Here is a 20,394-nt window from a genome sequence, read left to right on the forward strand (position 1 = left end):
TATAAAGGGCCTACCTTACACTGTTTTAATCTAAACCTTAATTAAACCTTAAATATAAAAAAATTGTTCAGAAATACAATAAAACCTGAGTAATATCAAAACTATATATTTCTTATTGTAGTGTTTATATTTTTTATATGGACTGACGAGGTATATAAATATTGGTTATGTTTAACTATTCAATTGTACAAAATAAAAAAGGATGAGATATCCCCACCCTAAGCTCATTATTGGTTAATTTTGTATTTTATTTGATTGAAGTGATGCAGATCATGTTCTGCAAGACCTTTAAAGTAATCATATAAATTTAGCTTTGTTTGTCCAATAGTTATCTCTTCATTCCAACGTGTATCTGGAATTCCCTCTATTTTTTGAAGAAGTTCACTTCTTACTGAAATAAAGTCGTTTATAATTACCTTTTTTTCTTGTTCTCTAGCTTTACCAGCAGATGTAGCATTTAATGTTTTTACATCCGGCCCTATTGGAAGTTCCTGAACTGAAAATAGGTAAGGTAAACGATTATTTAGGACAAATTCATCCCAAGGAATTAAATGTCCAATGATTTCAGCTACAGTCCATTTCCCTTCTTCTATTTTCATCCTCCATTTCTCTTCTCTTAAATTATTCAATGATCGCACAAATTCTATAGCATATTGATGATGTTTAATTATCTCATTTTGTCCATTTATCATATAATCATCTCTTTCCTTATATTATTTACTATGTAAGGTTCCAAACAAATAGAGTGGTTTTCCAAATGAATTAGCTATAGTTTATCATCCTTAATAATAATTTTCTGTATCTAGATAAAATAAAGCCCCTCAGCTAATTACTGAGGGGTTTTTAGTTCTATTCTGCTTCGTCTGCTTTTTTCTGGTTAAATTCTTTTTTGATTGCATCTAACAAGTAAGGTTCAGTTATCAAGCGTAATGCTGTAAGAGCAAGTGCTTTAGCACCTTTAATTAACGCTTCATCACCCTTTTTAGATCTTGCAGCTTCTCTAAATTCAATCGTGTGAGGTACAAGATCATCTGGACCAATTTTAATATATGGATGTATAGTAGGGACTACCTGGCTGATATTACCTGCATCTGTAGAGCCGATTCCATCACGTCCGCCAGCAACCTTTTCCCCTAACTCTTCTATTATGTCTTTAAACACTTCATTGAATGTATCATTAAGCAACAGATTATCTACTTCATTTTGGAAGGCAATTATATTAAGTTTTGCCCCAGTTGCGAGTGCTGCTCCTTCAGCGATAGCTTTTACACGTTTGGTTACTTCGTTCAAACCTTTTCTTGTTGCTGCTCGAATGAAGAATCTAGCTTTTGCATATTCAGGCACAATATTCGGTGCATCTCCACCATGTGTAATAATGCCGTGAATACGAACATCACTTGTCACATGTTGGCGTAGGGCATTAATGCCATTAAACAATTGAATAACAGCATCTAGTGCATTGATACCTTTTTCAGGGGTTGCTGCTGCATGCGCCGCTGCTCCGATAAACTCGAAATCGAGCGGATCTACTGCAAGCGAAGGCGATGTTAGATTGGTTACACCTTGGGGATGAATCATCATTGCCGCATCGATTCCTTCTACTAATCCGTGTTTCACAAAGCTACCTTTCGCGCTTCCATTTGGTCCTCCCTCTTCAGCAGGTGTACCAAAGACAACCGCTTCTCCACCAACTTCATCCAGCACTTTGCTTAAACTGATAGCAGCAGCAACACTCATGGTTCCAATAATATTATGCCCACATGCATGACCGATTCCAGGAAGAGCATCATATTCAGCTAAAAAAGCAATTGATGGACCTGGTTTAGTAGATTTATAGCGAGCAACAAATGCTGTTTTGTGACCAGCCACATCCCTCTCTACTGCAAAACCTTCTTCTTGGAGAAGGTTTGTTAATTCTTCAGAAGCAAAAAATTCCTCATTTCCGATCTCTGGATTATTATGAATCTTGTGGCTTGTTTCAATATACCTTCCTTGATTAACATCAACATTGGTAGTTATTGCCTCACTTAAATGTATAAGTACATGTGTCATATTAGATTCTCCTCATATTTTATTAAACTTCTAGCAACAATCTTTCTACCAACCTATTTTCTTCAATGGTACAAATGTTGGGATCAGTGTGCCGCCATATTCTTTATTGATAAATTTCGCTGTATCTTCCTCTTGGTATAACTCTGCAATTCGTTTTAATGTTTTGTTGTTTTTATCTTTGTCATTCACTGCGATAATGTTCAGATAATCAATTGCTGTCTCGCTCTCATGGAAAATTGAATCTTTGATTGGATTAAGGCTTGCATCTCGAGCAATACCATTATTAATAACGCCTGCATCCACATCTTCTAATGCTCTCGGTATTTGAGCAGGAGCAGTAGGAATAAGCTCAATATTTTTAGGGTTTTCAATAACACTATCTTTAATAGAACCTAAGCCATCATAACCATCTACTAATTTTATAAGGCCAGCCTGCTGTAGTAATAAAAGGGCTCTCCCTTGATTTGAAACATCATTTGGCAAAGCAATCTTTGCACCTTTTTTGATATCTTTAATGTCCTTCAATTTGTTTGAGTAAACAGCCATTGGTGCTAAACATGTTGTAGCAATTGGAACAAGTTTAAGATTATGTTCTTTAATAAATTGGTCAAAATAAGCAACAGTTTGGAATGAATTGGCATCCAACTCACCATCTGCTAACGCTGTATTTGGAAGTACGTAATCATTAAAAGATACAAGCTTAATTTTGATTCCTTCTTTAGCTGCTTTTTTCGCTACATAATCCCAAATTTGCGTATCTGTCCCCGTAATGCCGATTTTATATGTTTTTGATTTTCCATCTGCCTCCTTCCCGCTGGATTCGCTTGAACAGGCTGCCGTAAAAATAACTAGTGACAGCACAAGAATGGATAGTAAACATTTTTTCATTTTAATTTCCTCCTTAGATTAACCTCTTCTTATTTTTTTCGATAAAATGTTGCCAAATGACTGTAGCCCCTGAACCAAAACAATTAGTATGGCTACGGTAATTAGCATGGTGGTCGTATCAAAACGTTGATAGCCGAACGTTATGGCTAAGTCGCCAATACCACCGCCGCCTACGGTTCCTGCCATAGCCGATGCGCCAATCAGACCAATTGTCGCGATGGTAAAATTCACAATAAGTGAACTAAGAGCCTCAGGCAGTAAAAACCTGAAAATTGTCTGAAATGGAGTAGCCCCCATAGCATCTGCCGCCTCTAAAACACCTTTATCAACCTCTAGTAGCGAGCTTTCAACTAATCGAGCAATGTAAGGGCCTGCGTAGAAGACTAGTGGAACAATAGCTGCAGATGTTCCAATAGATGTTCCGACAATGAGCCGGGTAACTGGGATGATGGCTACGAGCAAAATAATAAAGGGCACAGATCGGAAAACATTGATCACTGCATTTAAAACCGTGAATACTGGAAGGTTCTCAATGATCTGTCCTTTACGAGTGACAAATAACAGGATGCCTAGCGGAAGGCCGATAATGATGGAAAAGATAAATGAAAAACCAACCATTTGAATAGTTTGAATGAGCGCTTCAATGATTTGTTCAGAATTAACTAGCATGTGCTACCACTTCCTTGTAAAGAATTTGTTGAGCTTGCATATATGATAATGCTCGTTTCACTTCCGTATCGGCTCCTTGGATTTCAACAATCAGTTTGCCAAAAGGAATACCTTGCAGTTCAGTAATATTGCCGAATAGCACATTGATTTCCACATCGAGAATTTTAGATAACTGTGATAAAAAAGGACTGCCTGTAGACTCGCCGACAAACGTAATATGGAAAATATGATTTAGTGCTTGCTTGCGTTCCATCATATTGAGAATTGATGGTGGAATTTGATCATGCATTACGGTACTAACAAAGTTTTGAGCAGTGTTAGTTTTCGGCGCGGAAAAGATATCAAATACTGTTCCTTCCTCGATCACTTTCCCCGCTTCCATCACAGCCACTCTGTCGCATATTTCTCGAATTACAGCCATTTCATGCGTGATCATTAAAATCGTAATCCCATACTCTTTGTTAATCTTCTTCAAGAGTTCCAATATGGAACCCGTTGTCTGTGGATCTAGAGCAGAGGTCGCTTCATCACAAAGTAGAATTGAAGGCTGTGTTGCTAAAGCCCGCGCTATGCCTACGCGTTGTTTCTGGCCGCCGGATAGTTGATCAGGATAGACTTGAGCTTTGTCACCTAAACCAACGAATTCAAGTAATTCTGAAACCCTTTGTTTGATTTGATCCTTAGGAACTTTACTTAAAATAAGCGGCATGGCTACATTTGCATATACTGTTTTGGAATTGAGCAAATTAAAGTGTTGAAATACCATACCAATGCTTTTCTTTACTTCGCGAATTCGCTTTTTGCTAATGGTTGTTAAGTCATGGCCGTCTACTATGACTTTTCCGGAAGTAGGTTTTTCTAGTGAATTTACACAACGAATTAAGGAGCTTTTTCCTGCACCACTGAAGCCGACTACGCCAAATATTTCACCTTTATTAACTTTTAAATTAATCGAATTTAATGCTCGTATCTCCTTTCCTCCGCTGTTATACACTTTAGAAACATTTTGGAATTCTATCATCCGTTCAATCTCCTTCCGATTTTTTCAACAAAAAAGTCCTTCTCCATGGAAGAAGAAGGACAGTAAGACATATGACTTCATATGTACGGAAACGTCTTCTTATCTTCCAAGCTTAATCGCTTGCTGGAATTGGCACGGTGCAAAAATGTCCGCTGCCGAGGTTTCAAAGGGCCAGTCCCTCCACCTCTCTTGATAAGAGCAATATTTAATTAAGTATATGTGGTACATCTGCTAAACTGTGTTTTTAATTCCCCCTTTCAAATTAATTTTGCCATAAAAAAATCCTTCTCCATGGAAGAAGAAGGACACAAAGACATATGGCTTCATATGTACAAATACGTGTTCTTATCTTCCAAGCTTAATCGCTTGCTGGAATTGGCACGGTGCATATGTCCGTTGCCGAAGCTTCACAGGGCCAGTCCCTCCGCTTCTCTGGATAAGAAAAATGATTATTTGATTGATTTTTACTATACATGGTCATTTTTGAATTGTCAATATAAAATAATATTTTAAAAGATTTTTATTTTTCTTATTGCTGTTTCTTTTATTATTTATATAGACTAACGAGGTTTATATATTTATTATTTTTATCTATTTTCAATGATTATTTATCTAATAAGCACTATATATTTTAGAAAATTTTGTTAAAATGTTATTACCCACATTTTACAAAGGAGTAATTCTATGAAAAAAATACTGACTTTTTTTTTGCTTGTAAGCTTTGTATTTCTTCTTAATTTTCTTATTTTAGGTCTTACTCGTACATTGCTACCTTATTGGACTTCTTTCTTTATCATTTGTTTAGTCATTTTCTTAGTTAATTTCTTCCGATCAATGAATAAAAATTTAACAGTAACATTTATTTTTATGGGTGTTGCATTGGGTTGTTTAGGTTTATGTTTATTTTCTTTTTTGATTACTAGTGGATATGAAATTTACAAATAAAAGTGGAAAAATACTCTTTCCAATTTAAAAGCCGATGAAATTTTACAGCTAAGTAGAATTTCATCGGCTTTTATAGATGTTTATAGTAAATAAAGTAGAAGAAAGAGACTTTAGTAATTTCGTTTAATAATTATTTTCCAAGCTTATAATCATACTGATAAACTACTTTCCCTGTCTCTTTGTTGATTTTATATTGATAACGCCCCGTCCAAGCATAGACAAACTTTGTGTCAGCGAATACTTCTAATGAAGTGGTGGCATTTTCAAGTGGAGCATCTAAAAGTTGCTCCCAAATCAAGTCTCTTTTCGTAAGATCAAGCAAGGCTAAGGTCTGACGATTATCGTTTCGCTTTTTCTGATAAACAATGAGCTGCTTTTCAACAGGTTTACTTTCAACTAGCCTTACGCCCATTAGCTCGGGGTAAAGTTTTTTTATTTTATCGCTTCGCTTTTCAACGCCAGCTACACGTTCATCCCATCCTACAGGTAAAGTACGTATTTTATCAGCATAACTCGGATCTTCTTTTATCTCATTCGTAGCTAAATTTAATTTAAAATAACGACCATCTAAGCCGTAAAGATAGACTTTATTTGGACCTTTAATGGAATAGTCAGTATACATGTAGCTTAAATTATCTGCTAATACAGGGAATTTATGCAGAAAGTCTTTTTCATCTGCTTGCTTTTTCCCTGTCTTGGGATCTATAAAATAAAGGGTTTTCTTTTTATTATTTAACACCAACAGGCCTTCACTAGTCTCTCCTATTAAGTATTCTTGCCAAGTAGAGATCCTACTCCACAGCTTTTTACCAGTATGAAGATCAATAGCACTCATTAAGAAGCCTTTGCTGTTGGTGGTTATTCCATTTTCTGTTCCATTGGGAGTAGTTTTACTTATTTTAACGACGGATATTGGCTTTCCTTTTAAATCGAATAGTACAACAGGTGATTCTAATTCGATTCTTTTAGGTGCGAAAAGTCCATTAAAACCCCATAACAAGCATGAAAAAACGAAAAACACCGTTATTAAAAACGAGCTGAATTTGAAGAACATTTTACCTAAGGTTTGTTCTTTTTTCTTCAATTGATAAATTTGGCGAGGTATAAAAATAAATAATAATAGGATAACTAAGGCAGCAATCACTGTTAACAGAATGTAATCAGACCGCCAACCTGTTGGCATCCAATTGGCTAGATAATTTGGCTGCAGGAACTTGAGTAAGGCCGAACCGAGTAGAAAATTAAAGAACAGTACAATAATTATTTTTTTAAAAATCTTAATTATTGAAGAAGGCACAGTTTCTTCGTTTCTCTTCTTCGCTACTATATAAATCATCTTGATAGGTAAATATAATAAACGGAGGTAGAGTATGATTAGAGCCGTATTATGTATTATATTAGTATTAAAGTTTAGTAGTATTAGCCACTTTTCAAAAAAATTTGTTATTATATCCATTTTCCAATCCTTTTAATTAATATTTTACTTAATTATATCATTCTCTTCCTATTTCTCACAGTTTTCACATGTACATGACCCAAGATTTGCCTCACCAGCCTCTACCAACTCTCATCTGTTGTTGCAGAGCACCTATAGCTAGAAAAATAGCTGGCATATTTCCTGAAGCCAGCTATTTTCAACATACTTTCGCACAAAAGCTGGATCTCTATTAAAATAGTCCCTCCCAAAAATTTTTTAACCAAAATACCCCTTCTTTACAATATCTTATCTTTCTATCAATATCTGCTTAATAATAATTGATTAAAGTATAGTTAGACCAAATAAAGGAGGAAATGTTATTGATGAAATCATTCTTATCAAAAAAGCTAATCTCGATTGCAGCCGTATCTACTCTAGCACTTAGCAGCTTTACTACTGCTGGGTCAGAGGCAGAGGCAAAAAGTACTTCTAAGAAAACAACGCCTAAAAATGTCATTTTCCTAATCGGTGATGGTATGGGGAACTCATATACTTCCGCGTACCGGTATTTGAAAAATTCTTCAAACTCAAAGTTTAAAAACCAAACATCATTTGACAGGTACTTAGTTGGTCAACAAATGACTTACCCAGAAGATCCGTTACAAAATGTAACCGACTCTGCTTCTGCAGCAACGGCTATGTCAGCAGGGGTAAAAACGTACAATAATGCAATAGCAGTCGATAATAATAAGAAAGATGTGAAAACAGTCCTCGAATCAGCAAAAGAAATGGGTAAGGCAACTGGTTTAGTTGCTACTTCTGAAATTACACATGCTACTCCCGCTGCTTTCGGATCACATGAGGAAAGCCGTAAGAATATGAACGGTATTGCAGATGATTACTTTGATGAATTAGTAAAAGGAAAACATAAAATTGATGTATTACTCGGCGGAGGCAAATCTAATTTCGTACGTGAAGATCGTGATTTGACAAAAGAATTTAAAAAAGATGGCTATAATTATGTTACCTCGAAAGCTGAATTACAAAAGAATAAGAATAATCAATTACTCGGATTATTTGCTGATGGCGGTATGGACAAGATGATTGATAGAAATGCCGAAACCCCTTCTCTCGCAGATATGACCAATTCAGCAATAAAACAGCTCAGCAAAGATAAAGACGGCTTCTTCTTAATGATTGAAGGAAGCCAAATTGATTGGGCAGGCCATGACAACGACATCGTTGGCGCTATGAGTGAAATGAAGGATTTTGAAAAAGCATTTCAAGCTGCTATCAATTACGCTAAAAAAGACAAAAACACATTAGTTGTGGCAACTGCCGATCACTCTACTGGCGGATTTTCGTTAGCAGCAAATGATGACTATAATTGGTTCCCTGAAGCCATTAAAGCTGCAAAGAAAACCCCTGATTTTATGGCAGCACAAATTGCTGGTGGAGCCGATGTTGAAGGTACATTAAAGAAATATAGCGGTTTGTCTTTAACGGAAGATGAAATCAATTCTGTAAAAGAAGCCAACACAGGTAAAGTAACAGATATCGATAATGCCATCGAAAAAATTTACGATAAGCGTTCAAACACAGGCTGGACTACTGGCGGGCATACTGGAGAAGATGTAAATGTTTATGCATTTGGTCCAGAATCAACAAAATTTGCAGGCCAAATCGATAATACAGATCAAGCGAAAATTATCTTTCATCTAATTGAGAAAAATAAAAAGAATAAAACAAAGATTAAAGATAAATAATACTCAGCTTTTAATATCTTTTCATCCCAAAACAGGTATATTTTCTATTAAATCTGTGAGAAAGCAGGCGTCTAAATGGCGCCTCTTTTCATAAGTTGGAGGGTTTTCTTTGAAAAAATTGTTATCTATGACCTTGATATGTCTCTGCTTTGCCACATTAACTGCGGGCTGCTCATTCCAATCAAACTCTTCAACTGATACACATGTTGAAGCTGCAAGTAATAAGGATTACCTAAAAACTTATCAACCTAATCCTCAAGTAACAGACGATCGTACACTTTTAAAAACCGCGGATGATATAACTGACAAACGTGGATATGCAAAATTAGAGAGTCTTAATCTAGCTCAAAAAAACTATAAACTTGGAGACATCACATTAACCATTCGTGATGTAAAAAAAATTCATCTTGAACCAACGTATAGCATGATGGATTATTTTCATGTTTTAACACAAGATGAAACATTTAGCGTAGTAAAAGCATTCGTAGAAATCACGAATAATAGCGATAAGAGTTTACTTTTCTCCCCTGTTGGATCACTGACTGCTAATACCGGACAAAAGTGGACGTTTGAACATGATATATACCTGGACGATTTAACAGGAGAAATCAAGCCGCATGAAACGAAAAAAGGTAATATTGGTTATATTTTAGAAAATGGTAGCAACCCCAGGGAATTCACCCTTCAAACGAGTGATATTTTTGATAAGAAAGAGCAAAAAGTAGCAGCTGGCACTAAAATTATACTTACTTTGCCAAAGTAAGAGTTTATGCCAGAAAGACAAAAAAAGGAAAAATAAGGTGATTCTCTTTTAGCCATTTACATATTCGATATACGAACCAGCTAGCAATTCTATATTGTTTGCTGGCTTTTTTACAATAATATGTAATGAAACGAAGGAGATTTCGATATTGTTTTCTTAGTTCTCTCCGGCATCTAAACTAGAAAAGAGATTTTTGCGTTTTTTGAAATTGTTTTTCTAGAAAAGGTATCTTGAAGCACACTTATATCTGTTGGTAATTTATTTTCTTTCGGAATTATTTTACAATAATCATCTTTGACAACACTTAAGCGAAGACATAATATAAATGAAGCAAAATTAAAACTACAATTGATTATTCGTTAAATTGGTATTTTGCGAACAATCGAATTTCTAACATCTTAATCCCTATAAATTTTCTCCCCTTTTCAAAATCTAACTTTTGTGGACTTACAAAAAGAAAACCCAGAGATTTTACTCTCTGGGTTCATGGGAAGTTCAATGTTCATTAATTAACAATTCATATGAATTGAGCTAGGATTTCACTCTTACGGTTTTGTGAGAGTGCTTAGGAATAAAACGCTACTTAGATGCTAATACTCTATCAGAACCGGCGAAATAAGTTTTCACTGCATAGATTACTACTGTCTAATGGTTAATAATATATCAAAAGGATTCTATAGTATTTACGGTCTTCAGCCTTTTAATATAGTCATTATTATTATAAATATAAGAATGACTACCAAGACGCTTATCCATCTATATGCACTTTTATTAGAAATTGGCTCATTTTTCTTTAATAATACATTAACAACAAATAGACATAATAAATAAATCCAGAGTAATAAAAAGCTAGCTTTATACAAAGTTTCAATCATATAAAATGTGTCTCCAATCCATTATTTACGCTTACTAAAATTTATATATTCAACCTTAGTTATTGGTCCCCAATATAAATATTTTTTCTGTTTCTTTTTATAAGTTTTAAAAAAATATTTCTTTAGTACTTTAACAGCTATTCCACCTACTGAGGTATCAAATATAGTTAATATAGAATTTGCAATCATGCCTGAAATAGCTCTTGCAAGAGTCCAACTTAGACCGAGACGTGTAAAAGTATTTGTAACTGTGGTTGTTACTCTAATTTTATTTCCATTCCATAATCTATAAACGGGTGTCATCTTTCTTAGACTCATAAGTCTATTTATTCCCCATAAAGCGGGTATAGCCGTAACTGCTAAATCAATTACAGTCTTAATTACTCTTGTTGGTAAACTCCATGCACCATTGTAATCAATATTAGCAACTGGATTGTTATTTGCATAAGTATAACCGTTCTGTGATAAGGGCTCGTCTTCATCACCAGGATGTGGATCCAAGGCAACGAAAGCGCCGTTTGCTGGATTATAATATCGTGCCTGTAAGTAATAATTCTTTGTTTCAACATCAAAATAGTATCCCGCATATCGAAGAGGATTTTCTTTTGCTATATCGCCTTTTATTGATAACACATTCCCATACGCATCATACTGATAAGAACCCACTTCTTGATCTTGTTCATCATGAATACTTAAGACATCGCCGCGATGGTTGGTAATAAACTGATAAGCTTTTTCTTCTCCATCCTCTTTAACAATCATTCCAAGTGGCGTATAGCCATTCCACTCATAATAACGATATTGCGTCTTTCCATTTGTATTAACGACTTCCATGTTTAATACTTCATTATTGTAAAAGTATTCATGTGTTGTATCTCCAACTGTTTTGGTTAAACGTAGCCCATTTTCATCATAGGAATATGTTGCCACCACTTTACCTGTAAGAGTTTGGACCTTCGTCAATTGTTGGGCTGGATTGTAAGTATAAACATAATTCTCATCCTGTGTTAAATTACCATCCATATCATATTGATAAGATACACTATTTTTTGTTTTGATTTGGTTAGCATCGTTATATTCAAATGTATTAGTCTGCCCATTTACAGTAGCCTCTTTACGGTTACCTACTTCATCATACTTATATGAATTAACGTGACCATTATCGAATATTTCTGCTTTTAATTGATTATTGCCATCATATTCATAGGTTACAGTATCCCCTTGAATATTTTCTTTTGAAATATTGCCGTTATTTGTATAATCATAGGTAATTTCAAATGGCTGTTGTGCTTTTGTTGTATATGTTAATGATGTTAATAAGTTGACGCTATTGAATTTAACTTCTTGTTTAAGTAAATCATTGTTAAGAGTAGTGGTAGCTTGATTTTCAGTAGTATTATGATCAAATTGATAATCATGTATTGTTTTTTCACCAACTCTGTATTTCACATGATCAATATCTTCACTATCTTCTTTGAAAGTAGTATCTTCAGTGATGCTTACGTTATTATAAGATGTTTGGCGTTGTGTTTCCCGTTCTGGGTGTTTTTCATCCTCGTATTTATATATACGTGTAAATGAACCTAAGGTATATTTCTCAAGTAAGTTTGCAGGTGTATAGCTAAATGATTTTATTTCTTTGTCATCTAGCATAATTTTACTTGTATTGCCGTTATCATCGTACTTATAGGCTGTCGATGTTAAGATTTCATCTGATGACTTTATTTGAATAGTATCAACCAGACCATCAGTGTAGCTATATAAAGTTTTAAGCCCTGAAGGTAGAATCGATTCATCCAATTCCCCATTTGTGTCATAGTGATATTTGAATGTCATTGTTGGCATTTCTACCATTGTTAATTGATCATTTTTATCATACTCATACACCTTATTACGTCCTAATGCGTCTGTTAGGATGTGTAAATTATTATTAGCATCATATTCGTATGTCGTCGTATTTTCTTTTCCATCCACAATAGATGTTATAGATGTTATGGTATCAGGATAGAGAGGGTCATAGGTATAGGATGTAGTGTTCCCTACTGCGTCTGTTTCAGCTTGTTTTTGACCATAAACGGTATACGTAATGGATGTAGTTTTATTATCATCCATTTTACCCTCTATCATTGTCACTTTACGCTCGTTATCCTCAAATGCTGTCTGCGAATATGTTCCATTTGGATATGTCGTTTTTGTCATGCGACCAAACTCATCATAGTCATAATGAGTAGTTTCATCATTCACCGTAGAGGATTTTAAATAAGGACCCTCATAATTATTGTTCGTGATTTCACCATTTGTGGCAATTATTTTTTCCACTTTGTTTTGAGCATTATATTCATAGGTTTCAGTGCCCTCTGAAGAAGAAGAGCTTAGAAGATTTCCATTTTCTTTGTTGTATTCATTATTTACTGTTGAACCATCTGGATTTGTTACTGATAAAATATTATAGTTTTCATCTAAAGTATAAGATGTTGGTATTTCGGACTCTTGCTCAGAAGGCTCTGTTACTTCTTTGACTACGTATGATGCTTCATCCCATACAAACATTGAATTTATATCGCCATCCGTCTTAATTGTGGATTGATTATCTTTTTTATTAAATTGATAAGTGGTAAAAGCAGTTCTTTCATTTACTGAAAGTTTATCGTAAATTGTTAGTTCATTTCCTGCATACGTAAATGACTCTCTGGGCTCATGGGATGTTCAATGTTTATTAATCGACAATTCATATGAATGGAATGTCGTATTTGTATTTTTATATTAATATTTTTAATTACTTAATCTCTCATAAATAACATCAAAAGTACTATAAATGGTAAAACTTTAATAGTACACTAATGCAGCATGTTGTAGGTTGCCATAGGGAGAGCAACATAAAGTGTTATGCTTCTTATTAACAAATAACTATGCTATATTGATTGGAGTAGCTATAATTATGATCTATAGGTTTAATTTAAAAATAATGTTTTTTCTGTAATCAATTTAAAGATAGAAAAATAGGTATCACTTTAAATGAAAGTTAAATAAATTGTAAAATGTGGAGTGTGTCTTATGGAAATAAGTCTCTTGGTAGAAAAGTGTATTGAATCAGCTATTGACTATGGTATTTCTGCATATGAAATTGTTGAGCAACCAAAAAAAACAAATAAGTTATATGATAAATGTTTCAAAAACTTTAAAGAACTAAAAAGTGTAAAAATAAAAGGTATTAATGAACTGGAAAAATTACTTGAACATCCAAATGATTATGTTAAACTCAGTGCAGCAACGCATTTCTTGTCAATAAATGAGGGAAAAGCAAAAAAAGTATTAAAACAATTAGAGAATAAACCTGAACTTTTTGGTTTTGCCGTAGAAATGTTACTTAGCGAATGGGACGAAGGAAATTTAAAAGAGTATCTTAAATAAATAGATAATAAAAATTAAAAGGACCTTTAAAGGTCCTTTTAATTTTTATAGTATCCTTAGTTTGTGAAATTTTAGGACAAAATTCTCTTTCATTTCTTTAATATTCTAGAGTTATGGTAATTTTATGTTTTAATAAAGTTTGAAAAGCTGTTTAAAGTATTTCCCCTTTATTTGTCCTAACTTTAATATAAAGGTTAATAGATTTTTTCTATACTGTTATCATCTGGATTGTCATTTTATTTTCACACCATACTTCTTAAGAATTTTCACACCATATTGATATTGGTATTTATATGATTTTGTTTGTAACCATTGCCTTACTGTTTTACCATGAGTAAAGCTTTGTTTGGAAGAATAATGAGCACTTATTTTTGAGTGTATACTCCCCTTACCATGTGGTACCTTTATAACGTTTAATGTATTATGAATATTTTCAGCACCAAATTTCTTCATATTCGAAGGGTTTTGCTCTACAATATGATGCCAAGCATATCCTTTTCCAGCTGACCCTAAAAATCTTTTTAAACTACTAAAAGATTTTGCTCCTTTAGCAACATAACTTCCGGGTAATCCAGGTATAAAGACAGACGCTGTATCCCAAGCTAAGTATCCAAATGTTCCCCAAGAAGGCTTCGAGACAAATTTAAATATACTATAGCCTACGCTAAATACGTCTAAAATAGTTTCAGCAAATCTACCATTATTATCTACATACATAACAGGACTATTATTCCCATAAGTATAACCATTTTGCGATAATGGTTCATCATCGTCCCCAGGATGTGGATCGAGGGCTAAGAAAGCACCGTTCGCTGGATTGTAATATCTTACGTGTAAATAATAATTTTTTGTCTCGTCGTCATAATAGTATCCTGCATAACGAATTGAGTTTTTCTTAGCCATATCTCCCTCAACCGACAAAACATTCCCATATGCATCATACTGATAAGAACCTACTTCTAGATCTTGTTCATCTCGGATGCTTAATACATCGCCGCGCTGGTTGGTAATAAACTGATAAGCCTTTTCTTCTCCATCCTCTTTAACTATCATACCAAGGGGTGTATAGCCATTCCATTCATAATAACGATATTGCGTCTTTCCATTTGTTTTAACAACTTCCATGTTTAAAACTTCATCGTTATAAAAGTATTCATGGGTTGTATCGCCAACCGTTTTTGTTAAACGTAGCCCATTTTCATCATAGGTATATGTTGCCACTACTTTACCTGTAAATGTTTGGACTTTCGTTAATTGTTGAGCTGGATTGTAAATATACACGTAATTCTCATCCTGTGTTAAATTACCATCCGTATCATATTGATAAGATACACCATTTTTTGTTTTAATTTGGTTAGCTTCGTTATATTCGAATGTATCAGTATTCCCGTTTATAGTAACTTCTTTACGATTGCCTACTTCATCGTAGTGATATGAATTGACTTGACCATTATCGAATAATTCTTCTGCTAATTGATTATTTCTATCGTATTCATACGCTGTTGTTTGACCTTGAATTGTTTCTTTCGAAATATTGCCGTTTTTCTTATAATCATAAGTAATTTCAAACGGTTTTTGTGTTTTTGTTGTATAAGTTAAAGAAGATAATAAGTTAGAAGTATTAAATTGTGCTTCTTGTTTCAGCAAATCATTATTAATTGTAACAGTTGCTAGATTTTCTGCTGTCTTTTGTTCAAATTGATAATCATGGACCGGTTTTTCACCATATCCAACTCTTACATGATCAAGATCATCACTTTTTTCTTTAAAAGAAAAATCTTCTGTAATGGAAAATCCTTCTTTACCGTAGAGTGTTTTACGTTGTGTTTCACGTTCAGGATTCTCCGAATCATTGTAGTTATACCCTTGTGTAAATGAACCTACTGTATATTGCTTAAGTAAACTTGTTTCAGCTGTATAGTCGAATGTTTTTAATTCTTTTCCATCTAGCGTAATTTTACTTGTATTGCCGTTTTCATCATACTGATAGGCAGTCGATGATAAGATTTCATCTGTCGATGTTTTTATTTGGACAGTCTCAACTAGTCCATCAGAGTAGCTAAATACTGTTTTAAGACCTGAAGGGAGAATAGATTCATCCATTTCACCATTTGTGTCATAGTGATATTGAAATTTCATTTTTGGCATTTCTACCATTGTTACTTGATCATTTTTATCATACTCATATTTCTTAGTACGTCCTAATGCGTCTGTCAAGATGTGTAAATTATTATTAGCATCATATTCATATTTCGTAGTATATTCTTTTCCATCCACAATAGATGTTATAGATGTAATGGTATCAGGATAGAGAGGGTCATAGGTATAGAATTTAGTGTTCCCTACTGCATCTGTTTCAGCTTGTTTTTGACCATAAACGGTATACGTAATGGATGTAGTTTTATTATTATCCATTTTACCTTCTATCAGTGTCACTTTGCGCTCGTTATCCTCAAATACTGTCTGCGAATATGTTCCATTTGGAAATGTCATTTTTGTCATGCGACCAAACTCGTCATAGTCATAATGAGTAGTTTCATCATTCACCGTAGTAGATTTTAAATAAGGACCCTCAAAATTATTGTTCGTTATTTCCCCATTTGTGGCAATTATTTTTTCTACTTTGTTGTTTTGAACATTATATTCATAGGTTTCAGTGCCCTCTGAAGAAGTAGAGCTTAGAAGATTTCCATTTTCTTTTTTGTATTCATTATTTACTGTTGAACCATCTGGATTTGTTACTGTTAAAATATTATAGTTGTCATCAAAAGTATAAGATGTTGGGATTGCAGAATCTTCTTCAGAAGACTCTGTTACTTTTTTGACTACATAAGATGCTTCATCCCATACAAACATTGAATTTATATCGCCATCAACTATAATTATGGATGTATTTTTCTTTTTCTCATATTGATACGTATTTGAAGCAGTTCTCGTATTTGCTGAAAGTTTATCGTAGATTGTTAGTTCATTTCCTACATAGGAAAATTCCTTCGTCTGGCCTTTACCATCAGTATATGACTTCAGCTGTCCATTTTTGTCATACGCAAATACTTCCGATATAGTTTTAGTGTTAGGGCTATTACTGCCAATTTGAGTACTGGTAAGTAATTCTCCATCATATTCAAATTTTGTCCAATGATCTGCAAAAGCTATTTTACTCACTTTTCCGTTTTCATTGTAAGAAAGATGAATCTTCTCTTGTTTTTCAATTCCTTTTGCTTCTGAGACCTCAAGTAATTGGTTTTGACTATTCCTTGTGAAATCAATTTTATTGCCGTATTCATCTTTATATGATGCAATGAAATATTGCGCTGAATTATCCCCTAATTTGAACGTTTTCACGAATTGATTTTTATCCGCCATGGTATAAACTGTACCGTCTACGCTTTTTAAAGTTTCATAAAGACCTGCTGGTGATTCATATCCATCATCTTTTTTTATAAATAGATGGACTGTTCCATCTTCATCTGTGTAAGATATGTCTCCATTCTTTAAAGCGGTCAATGTCTCATTTCCGTCAAAAGTCCACCCTATTCCTAAGGCAGATTCTTTAGTTGAGCGAGAGTTATACGTACGTGTGAAGTCATATCCTAAATCACTGCGTGTATAGAGTGACTCATCTGTAAATTGCAACGCCATATTCCCGGTTGTTACATTGACATTTGCCGTCGCATTACCAAATTGGTTTTCATCATACGTAAAATAATTTTCTAAACCCAATAGGTCTTCTCGTAAATCTAGATTGGCCGTCACTTCAGAAGAATCAGGGCTTATTCCTCGTTGTATGCCATCCATTAGAGGATTATCTTCTTCGTCAGCAGGAGCTTCCTTATCATCATAAAAATAAGCTTTTACGGTAACCTTATTTTTATCATTTAAATTAAACATCTTTTTGGTGGTATAAGTTGTCGCACTTTTAACTTGGGAAGTTTCTATGACACCGGATTTAGTCCCTGTCACATTCACTTCATAATATTTAGCATTCTCTACTTTATCCCACTTCACTGATAAACTTGTTTTATTTTCAGTTAAATCATCGTCATTTGAAGCAATTGTCACATTTTTAGGAGCATACAAAGGTATATAACCATAATTTATATCTGAACGTTCAGAATCACCAGCTGGAGAAGTGGCAATGATTCGAATGCTGTAACGTTTCGATGTATTACCATATGTTAGACCTGGATACATTGGTAGCTCAGCACCTGTACCACTACTAGTCGTTTTATCTAAAGCAGTTTGATGAAGTGTACTTTTACCTGCTGCAATCTCAGCGTCAGTAGGCCAGATCTTTTTCCCTTTTGTGCTAATAGAAGTGATATCTTTCCCTACTGTAAATTCATCATATTTTGTTCCATTCCAAATTAAAATTTTATAACCCGTTGCATTTGCAACTGGCTTCCATTTAATATCAAGCCAACCGCGTCCGGCATTTTCATTATCAGTTTCAGGATATTGATAACCAGTTACAATTGGTCTCTCTGGTGCATTTGAAGCAAGGGGTATCACCTTTTTAGCAAACTCCGACTGTGGACCGTCTCCTGTTGGATAGACTGCGACAACACGGAACTTATACTCTTTATAATTAGCTGTTCCCTTTGCAGCAAAAAAGCCAGATGGATCATCAGGAAACTCTACGCCAGCCCCTTCTGCTGTAAACGTAGTAGTTGTTTTATAAGGACTTTTAGGGAATATTTTTTTGCCTTTTGAAGTCCAACTGTTAGCTGTCCCTGAATAGACTTCTTCGTACTTTGCTCCATCATATAACAACAATTTATAGCCTTTAGCTCCATAAACAGATGGCCATTTCACATTTGTATAGCCATTATTTGAACCATCATTATAAGCCGTTGCCGTAACAGTTGGTTTTGGACTGTCTTCATAATGATAGGAAACAGTGATTTTTGGTTTGTTTGCATTTTCTTCAGCGCTAATTTTCTTCCAATATGTTTTTCCGTGACCATTCGTGTGTAATTTAAACCCGTTGTTACGTGTTTCTCCAGACATCCATGATTGTACTGTGCCAGTAACATTAAAATTTGCCCATTCATCTCGTCCTACATTTACACTTGTAATCTTTGTAGAAGATGGTTTGTTATTCCAAGTCAAATCAGCAGTATGCCAAATATCATTGACAGCATCAACCCAGAGTCCGTTCTTTTCACTTGCATAATAAGCGTGTGTAACATACGTACTTAATTGTGCTTGATCAATAGTAGCACCTTTTAAATCATTTATGTCGAATTTAATAAAAGCATAGTTAGTACCAGATGTTGCATCATAATAACCTGTTTGTAAAACATATTCACCCTGTGTAGGATCCCACGTTTTATTGAAATTCGCCGTAGGATATTTACTTGTTACATACGTATCCCCTAGCGCAGTAGCGGTCATTTTAGTGCTGACGGATGGATCGATATAAACTGGATAAACCCTTTTAGAAGAAGCTAACCAATCTTCATTTGCATTTAAAGTTAACTCATAAGTATTATCTTTTTGTTTCGTAAGTTCGTAATGAACTTTGTCTGAGTAAACCCCTTCCCCTTTAGCTTCATCTATATTAGAATCCATCATCATAGGACGAGGAAGAGTAAAGATGGCGTCTACATTGTTCGCATTCTCTTTAAATGATATGGAACCATCGGATTCTAATTTCGCAATTAAATCCGTTTGAATTGTATATTTAAATTGGTGAATACCTGTATATTTCTTGACAATCCAATCTTCTTTTACTTCTTCATTAAATGTAATGTGGCGTAAATCAATTTGAGGATAGATGTCTTCATAAGTACTTTTATTTTCTTCAGTGATATTTTTCGTTTTGAGTGTAGGAGCAATGGATTCACCATCTTTTAAAGCGGAGTTTAATGTAAATTCTAGAGAATGATCGCCTTTTTTATACTCAATTGTCGAATCACTTTTTATTGATTGAGGAAACATAGATTCTAATGATGTCTTTTCAGTAGATACATAGCCCGTTCCTGTAGAAGTTAGATTCTCAGAAATGTCTTCATAGCCAGTTGCATCTTTCTTATGAATTGGATCTGAATATATTTCCTTATAATAATTTCCGTTATTGTCTTTGAACGTCTTAGTGGTTTCTGTTCTTTCTTTTTTAATCTCTCTGAAAGCTGATGTGTCCAACTTATCAGTCGCTTCAGTTCCTTTTGTTTCTTCTGAATCAGTAGAAGGTTCACTATTGCTTTGAGCAAATGCATCGATTGCAAATTGAGGAATAAAGCTTACTAACATTGCAAGAATAGTAAAAACAGAAACTGATTTAATAAATTTTTTATTCATTTGTTACCTCCATGGAATATTTATGTTACAAATAACAAAAAACCATCATATATTAAATTTATTAATAAATATATATATATTGTAAAAAAACAGTATAAAATGTTAAATTTTTAACCATTAGTTTGAAATTAATACATATTTTTTTAGATGTCATTAGGAAGTAGTACAATTTGTATATTTAAAGAACAAACTCAAATACAGTAACTAATAAGTATCAGTCTAGTACATTTGACTTGGTGGATATAAATTTCTCTAAACGGCGGTAAACTCCCTCCATGTGATAT

At 34.0% G+C, this 20,394-nt stretch carries 11 protein-coding genes and 2 riboswitches; of the genes, 3 read left to right on the plus strand and 8 right to left on the minus strand.

The window, feature by feature from the left end; genetic code table 11:
• Positions 1-227: 227 nt before the first annotated feature.
• The 6 genes from RCJ93_RS03560 to RCJ93_RS03585 form a co-directional block, all read right to left on the minus strand.
• Complete coding sequence (locus RCJ93_RS03560) at positions 228-692, minus strand: DinB family protein (protein WP_066787155.1); 465 nt, start codon at positions 690-692, stop codon at positions 228-230.
• Between the two features lie 157 nt (positions 693-849).
• A complete protein-coding gene (locus RCJ93_RS03565) occupies positions 850-2,052 on the minus strand; it encodes a M20 family metallopeptidase (RefSeq protein ID WP_446738417.1) in 1,203 nt (400 codons plus the stop codon).
• Between the two features lie 45 nt (positions 2,053-2,097).
• Entirely contained in the window at positions 2,098-2,940 is an 843-nt protein-coding gene (locus RCJ93_RS03570; RefSeq protein WP_147193461.1) for a MetQ/NlpA family ABC transporter substrate-binding protein, read from the minus strand.
• 18 nt (positions 2,941-2,958) lie between these two features.
• Complete coding sequence (locus tag RCJ93_RS03575; RefSeq protein WP_066787149.1) at positions 2,959-3,609, minus strand: methionine ABC transporter permease; 651 nt, start codon at positions 3,607-3,609, stop codon at positions 2,959-2,961.
• A complete protein-coding gene (locus RCJ93_RS03580) occupies positions 3,599-4,630 on the minus strand; it encodes a methionine ABC transporter ATP-binding protein (RefSeq protein WP_150284414.1) in 1,032 nt (343 codons plus the stop codon). Before RCJ93_RS03580 ends, RCJ93_RS03575 begins: the two co-directional genes overlap by 11 nt.
• 96 nt (positions 4,631-4,726) lie before the next feature.
• A riboswitch (SAM riboswitch) is annotated at positions 4,727-4,829 on the minus strand.
• A gap of 143 nt (positions 4,830-4,972) precedes the next feature.
• Positions 4,973-5,073, minus strand: a riboswitch (SAM riboswitch).
• Between the two features lie 632 nt (positions 5,074-5,705).
• Positions 5,706-7,031 carry a PA2928 family protein gene (locus RCJ93_RS03585; RefSeq protein WP_446738418.1) on the minus strand — a complete coding sequence of 442 codons (1,326 nt, stop codon included), beginning with the start codon at positions 7,029-7,031 and terminating at the stop codon, positions 5,706-5,708.
• A 344-nt stretch (positions 7,032-7,375) separates the two neighbouring features.
• On the opposite strand from RCJ93_RS03585, the gene RCJ93_RS03590 reads away from it, so the two are divergent.
• Positions 7,376-8,758 (plus strand): alkaline phosphatase, encoded by a 1,383-nt coding sequence (locus RCJ93_RS03590; protein WP_446738951.1) that lies wholly within the window; start codon positions 7,376-7,378, stop codon positions 8,756-8,758.
• A gap of 109 nt (positions 8,759-8,867) precedes the next feature.
• Positions 8,868-9,521, plus strand: coding sequence for a DUF4352 domain-containing protein (locus tag RCJ93_RS03595; RefSeq protein WP_446738419.1), 654 nt, complete (start codon positions 8,868-8,870; stop codon positions 9,519-9,521).
• Positions 9,522-10,417: 896 nt separating this feature from the next.
• Here RCJ93_RS03595 and RCJ93_RS03600 read toward each other — a convergent pair.
• Positions 10,418-12,946, minus strand: coding sequence for an RHS repeat domain-containing protein (locus RCJ93_RS03600; protein ID WP_446738420.1), 2,529 nt, complete (start codon positions 12,944-12,946; stop codon positions 10,418-10,420).
• Positions 12,947-13,450: 504 nt separating this feature from the next.
• On the opposite strand from RCJ93_RS03600, the gene RCJ93_RS03605 reads away from it, so the two are divergent.
• A complete protein-coding gene (locus RCJ93_RS03605; protein ID WP_446738421.1) occupies positions 13,451-13,807 on the plus strand; it encodes a DUF2019 domain-containing protein in 357 nt (118 codons plus the stop codon).
• Positions 13,808-14,038: 231 nt separating this feature from the next.
• On the opposite strand, the gene RCJ93_RS03610 is transcribed toward RCJ93_RS03605, so the two are convergent.
• A complete protein-coding gene (locus RCJ93_RS03610) occupies positions 14,039-20,110 on the minus strand; it encodes a DNRLRE domain-containing protein (protein ID WP_446738422.1) in 6,072 nt (2,023 codons plus the stop codon).
• Between the last annotated feature and the right edge of the window lie 284 nt (positions 20,111-20,394).

Source organism: Rummeliibacillus sp. BSL5, assembly GCF_052928305.1.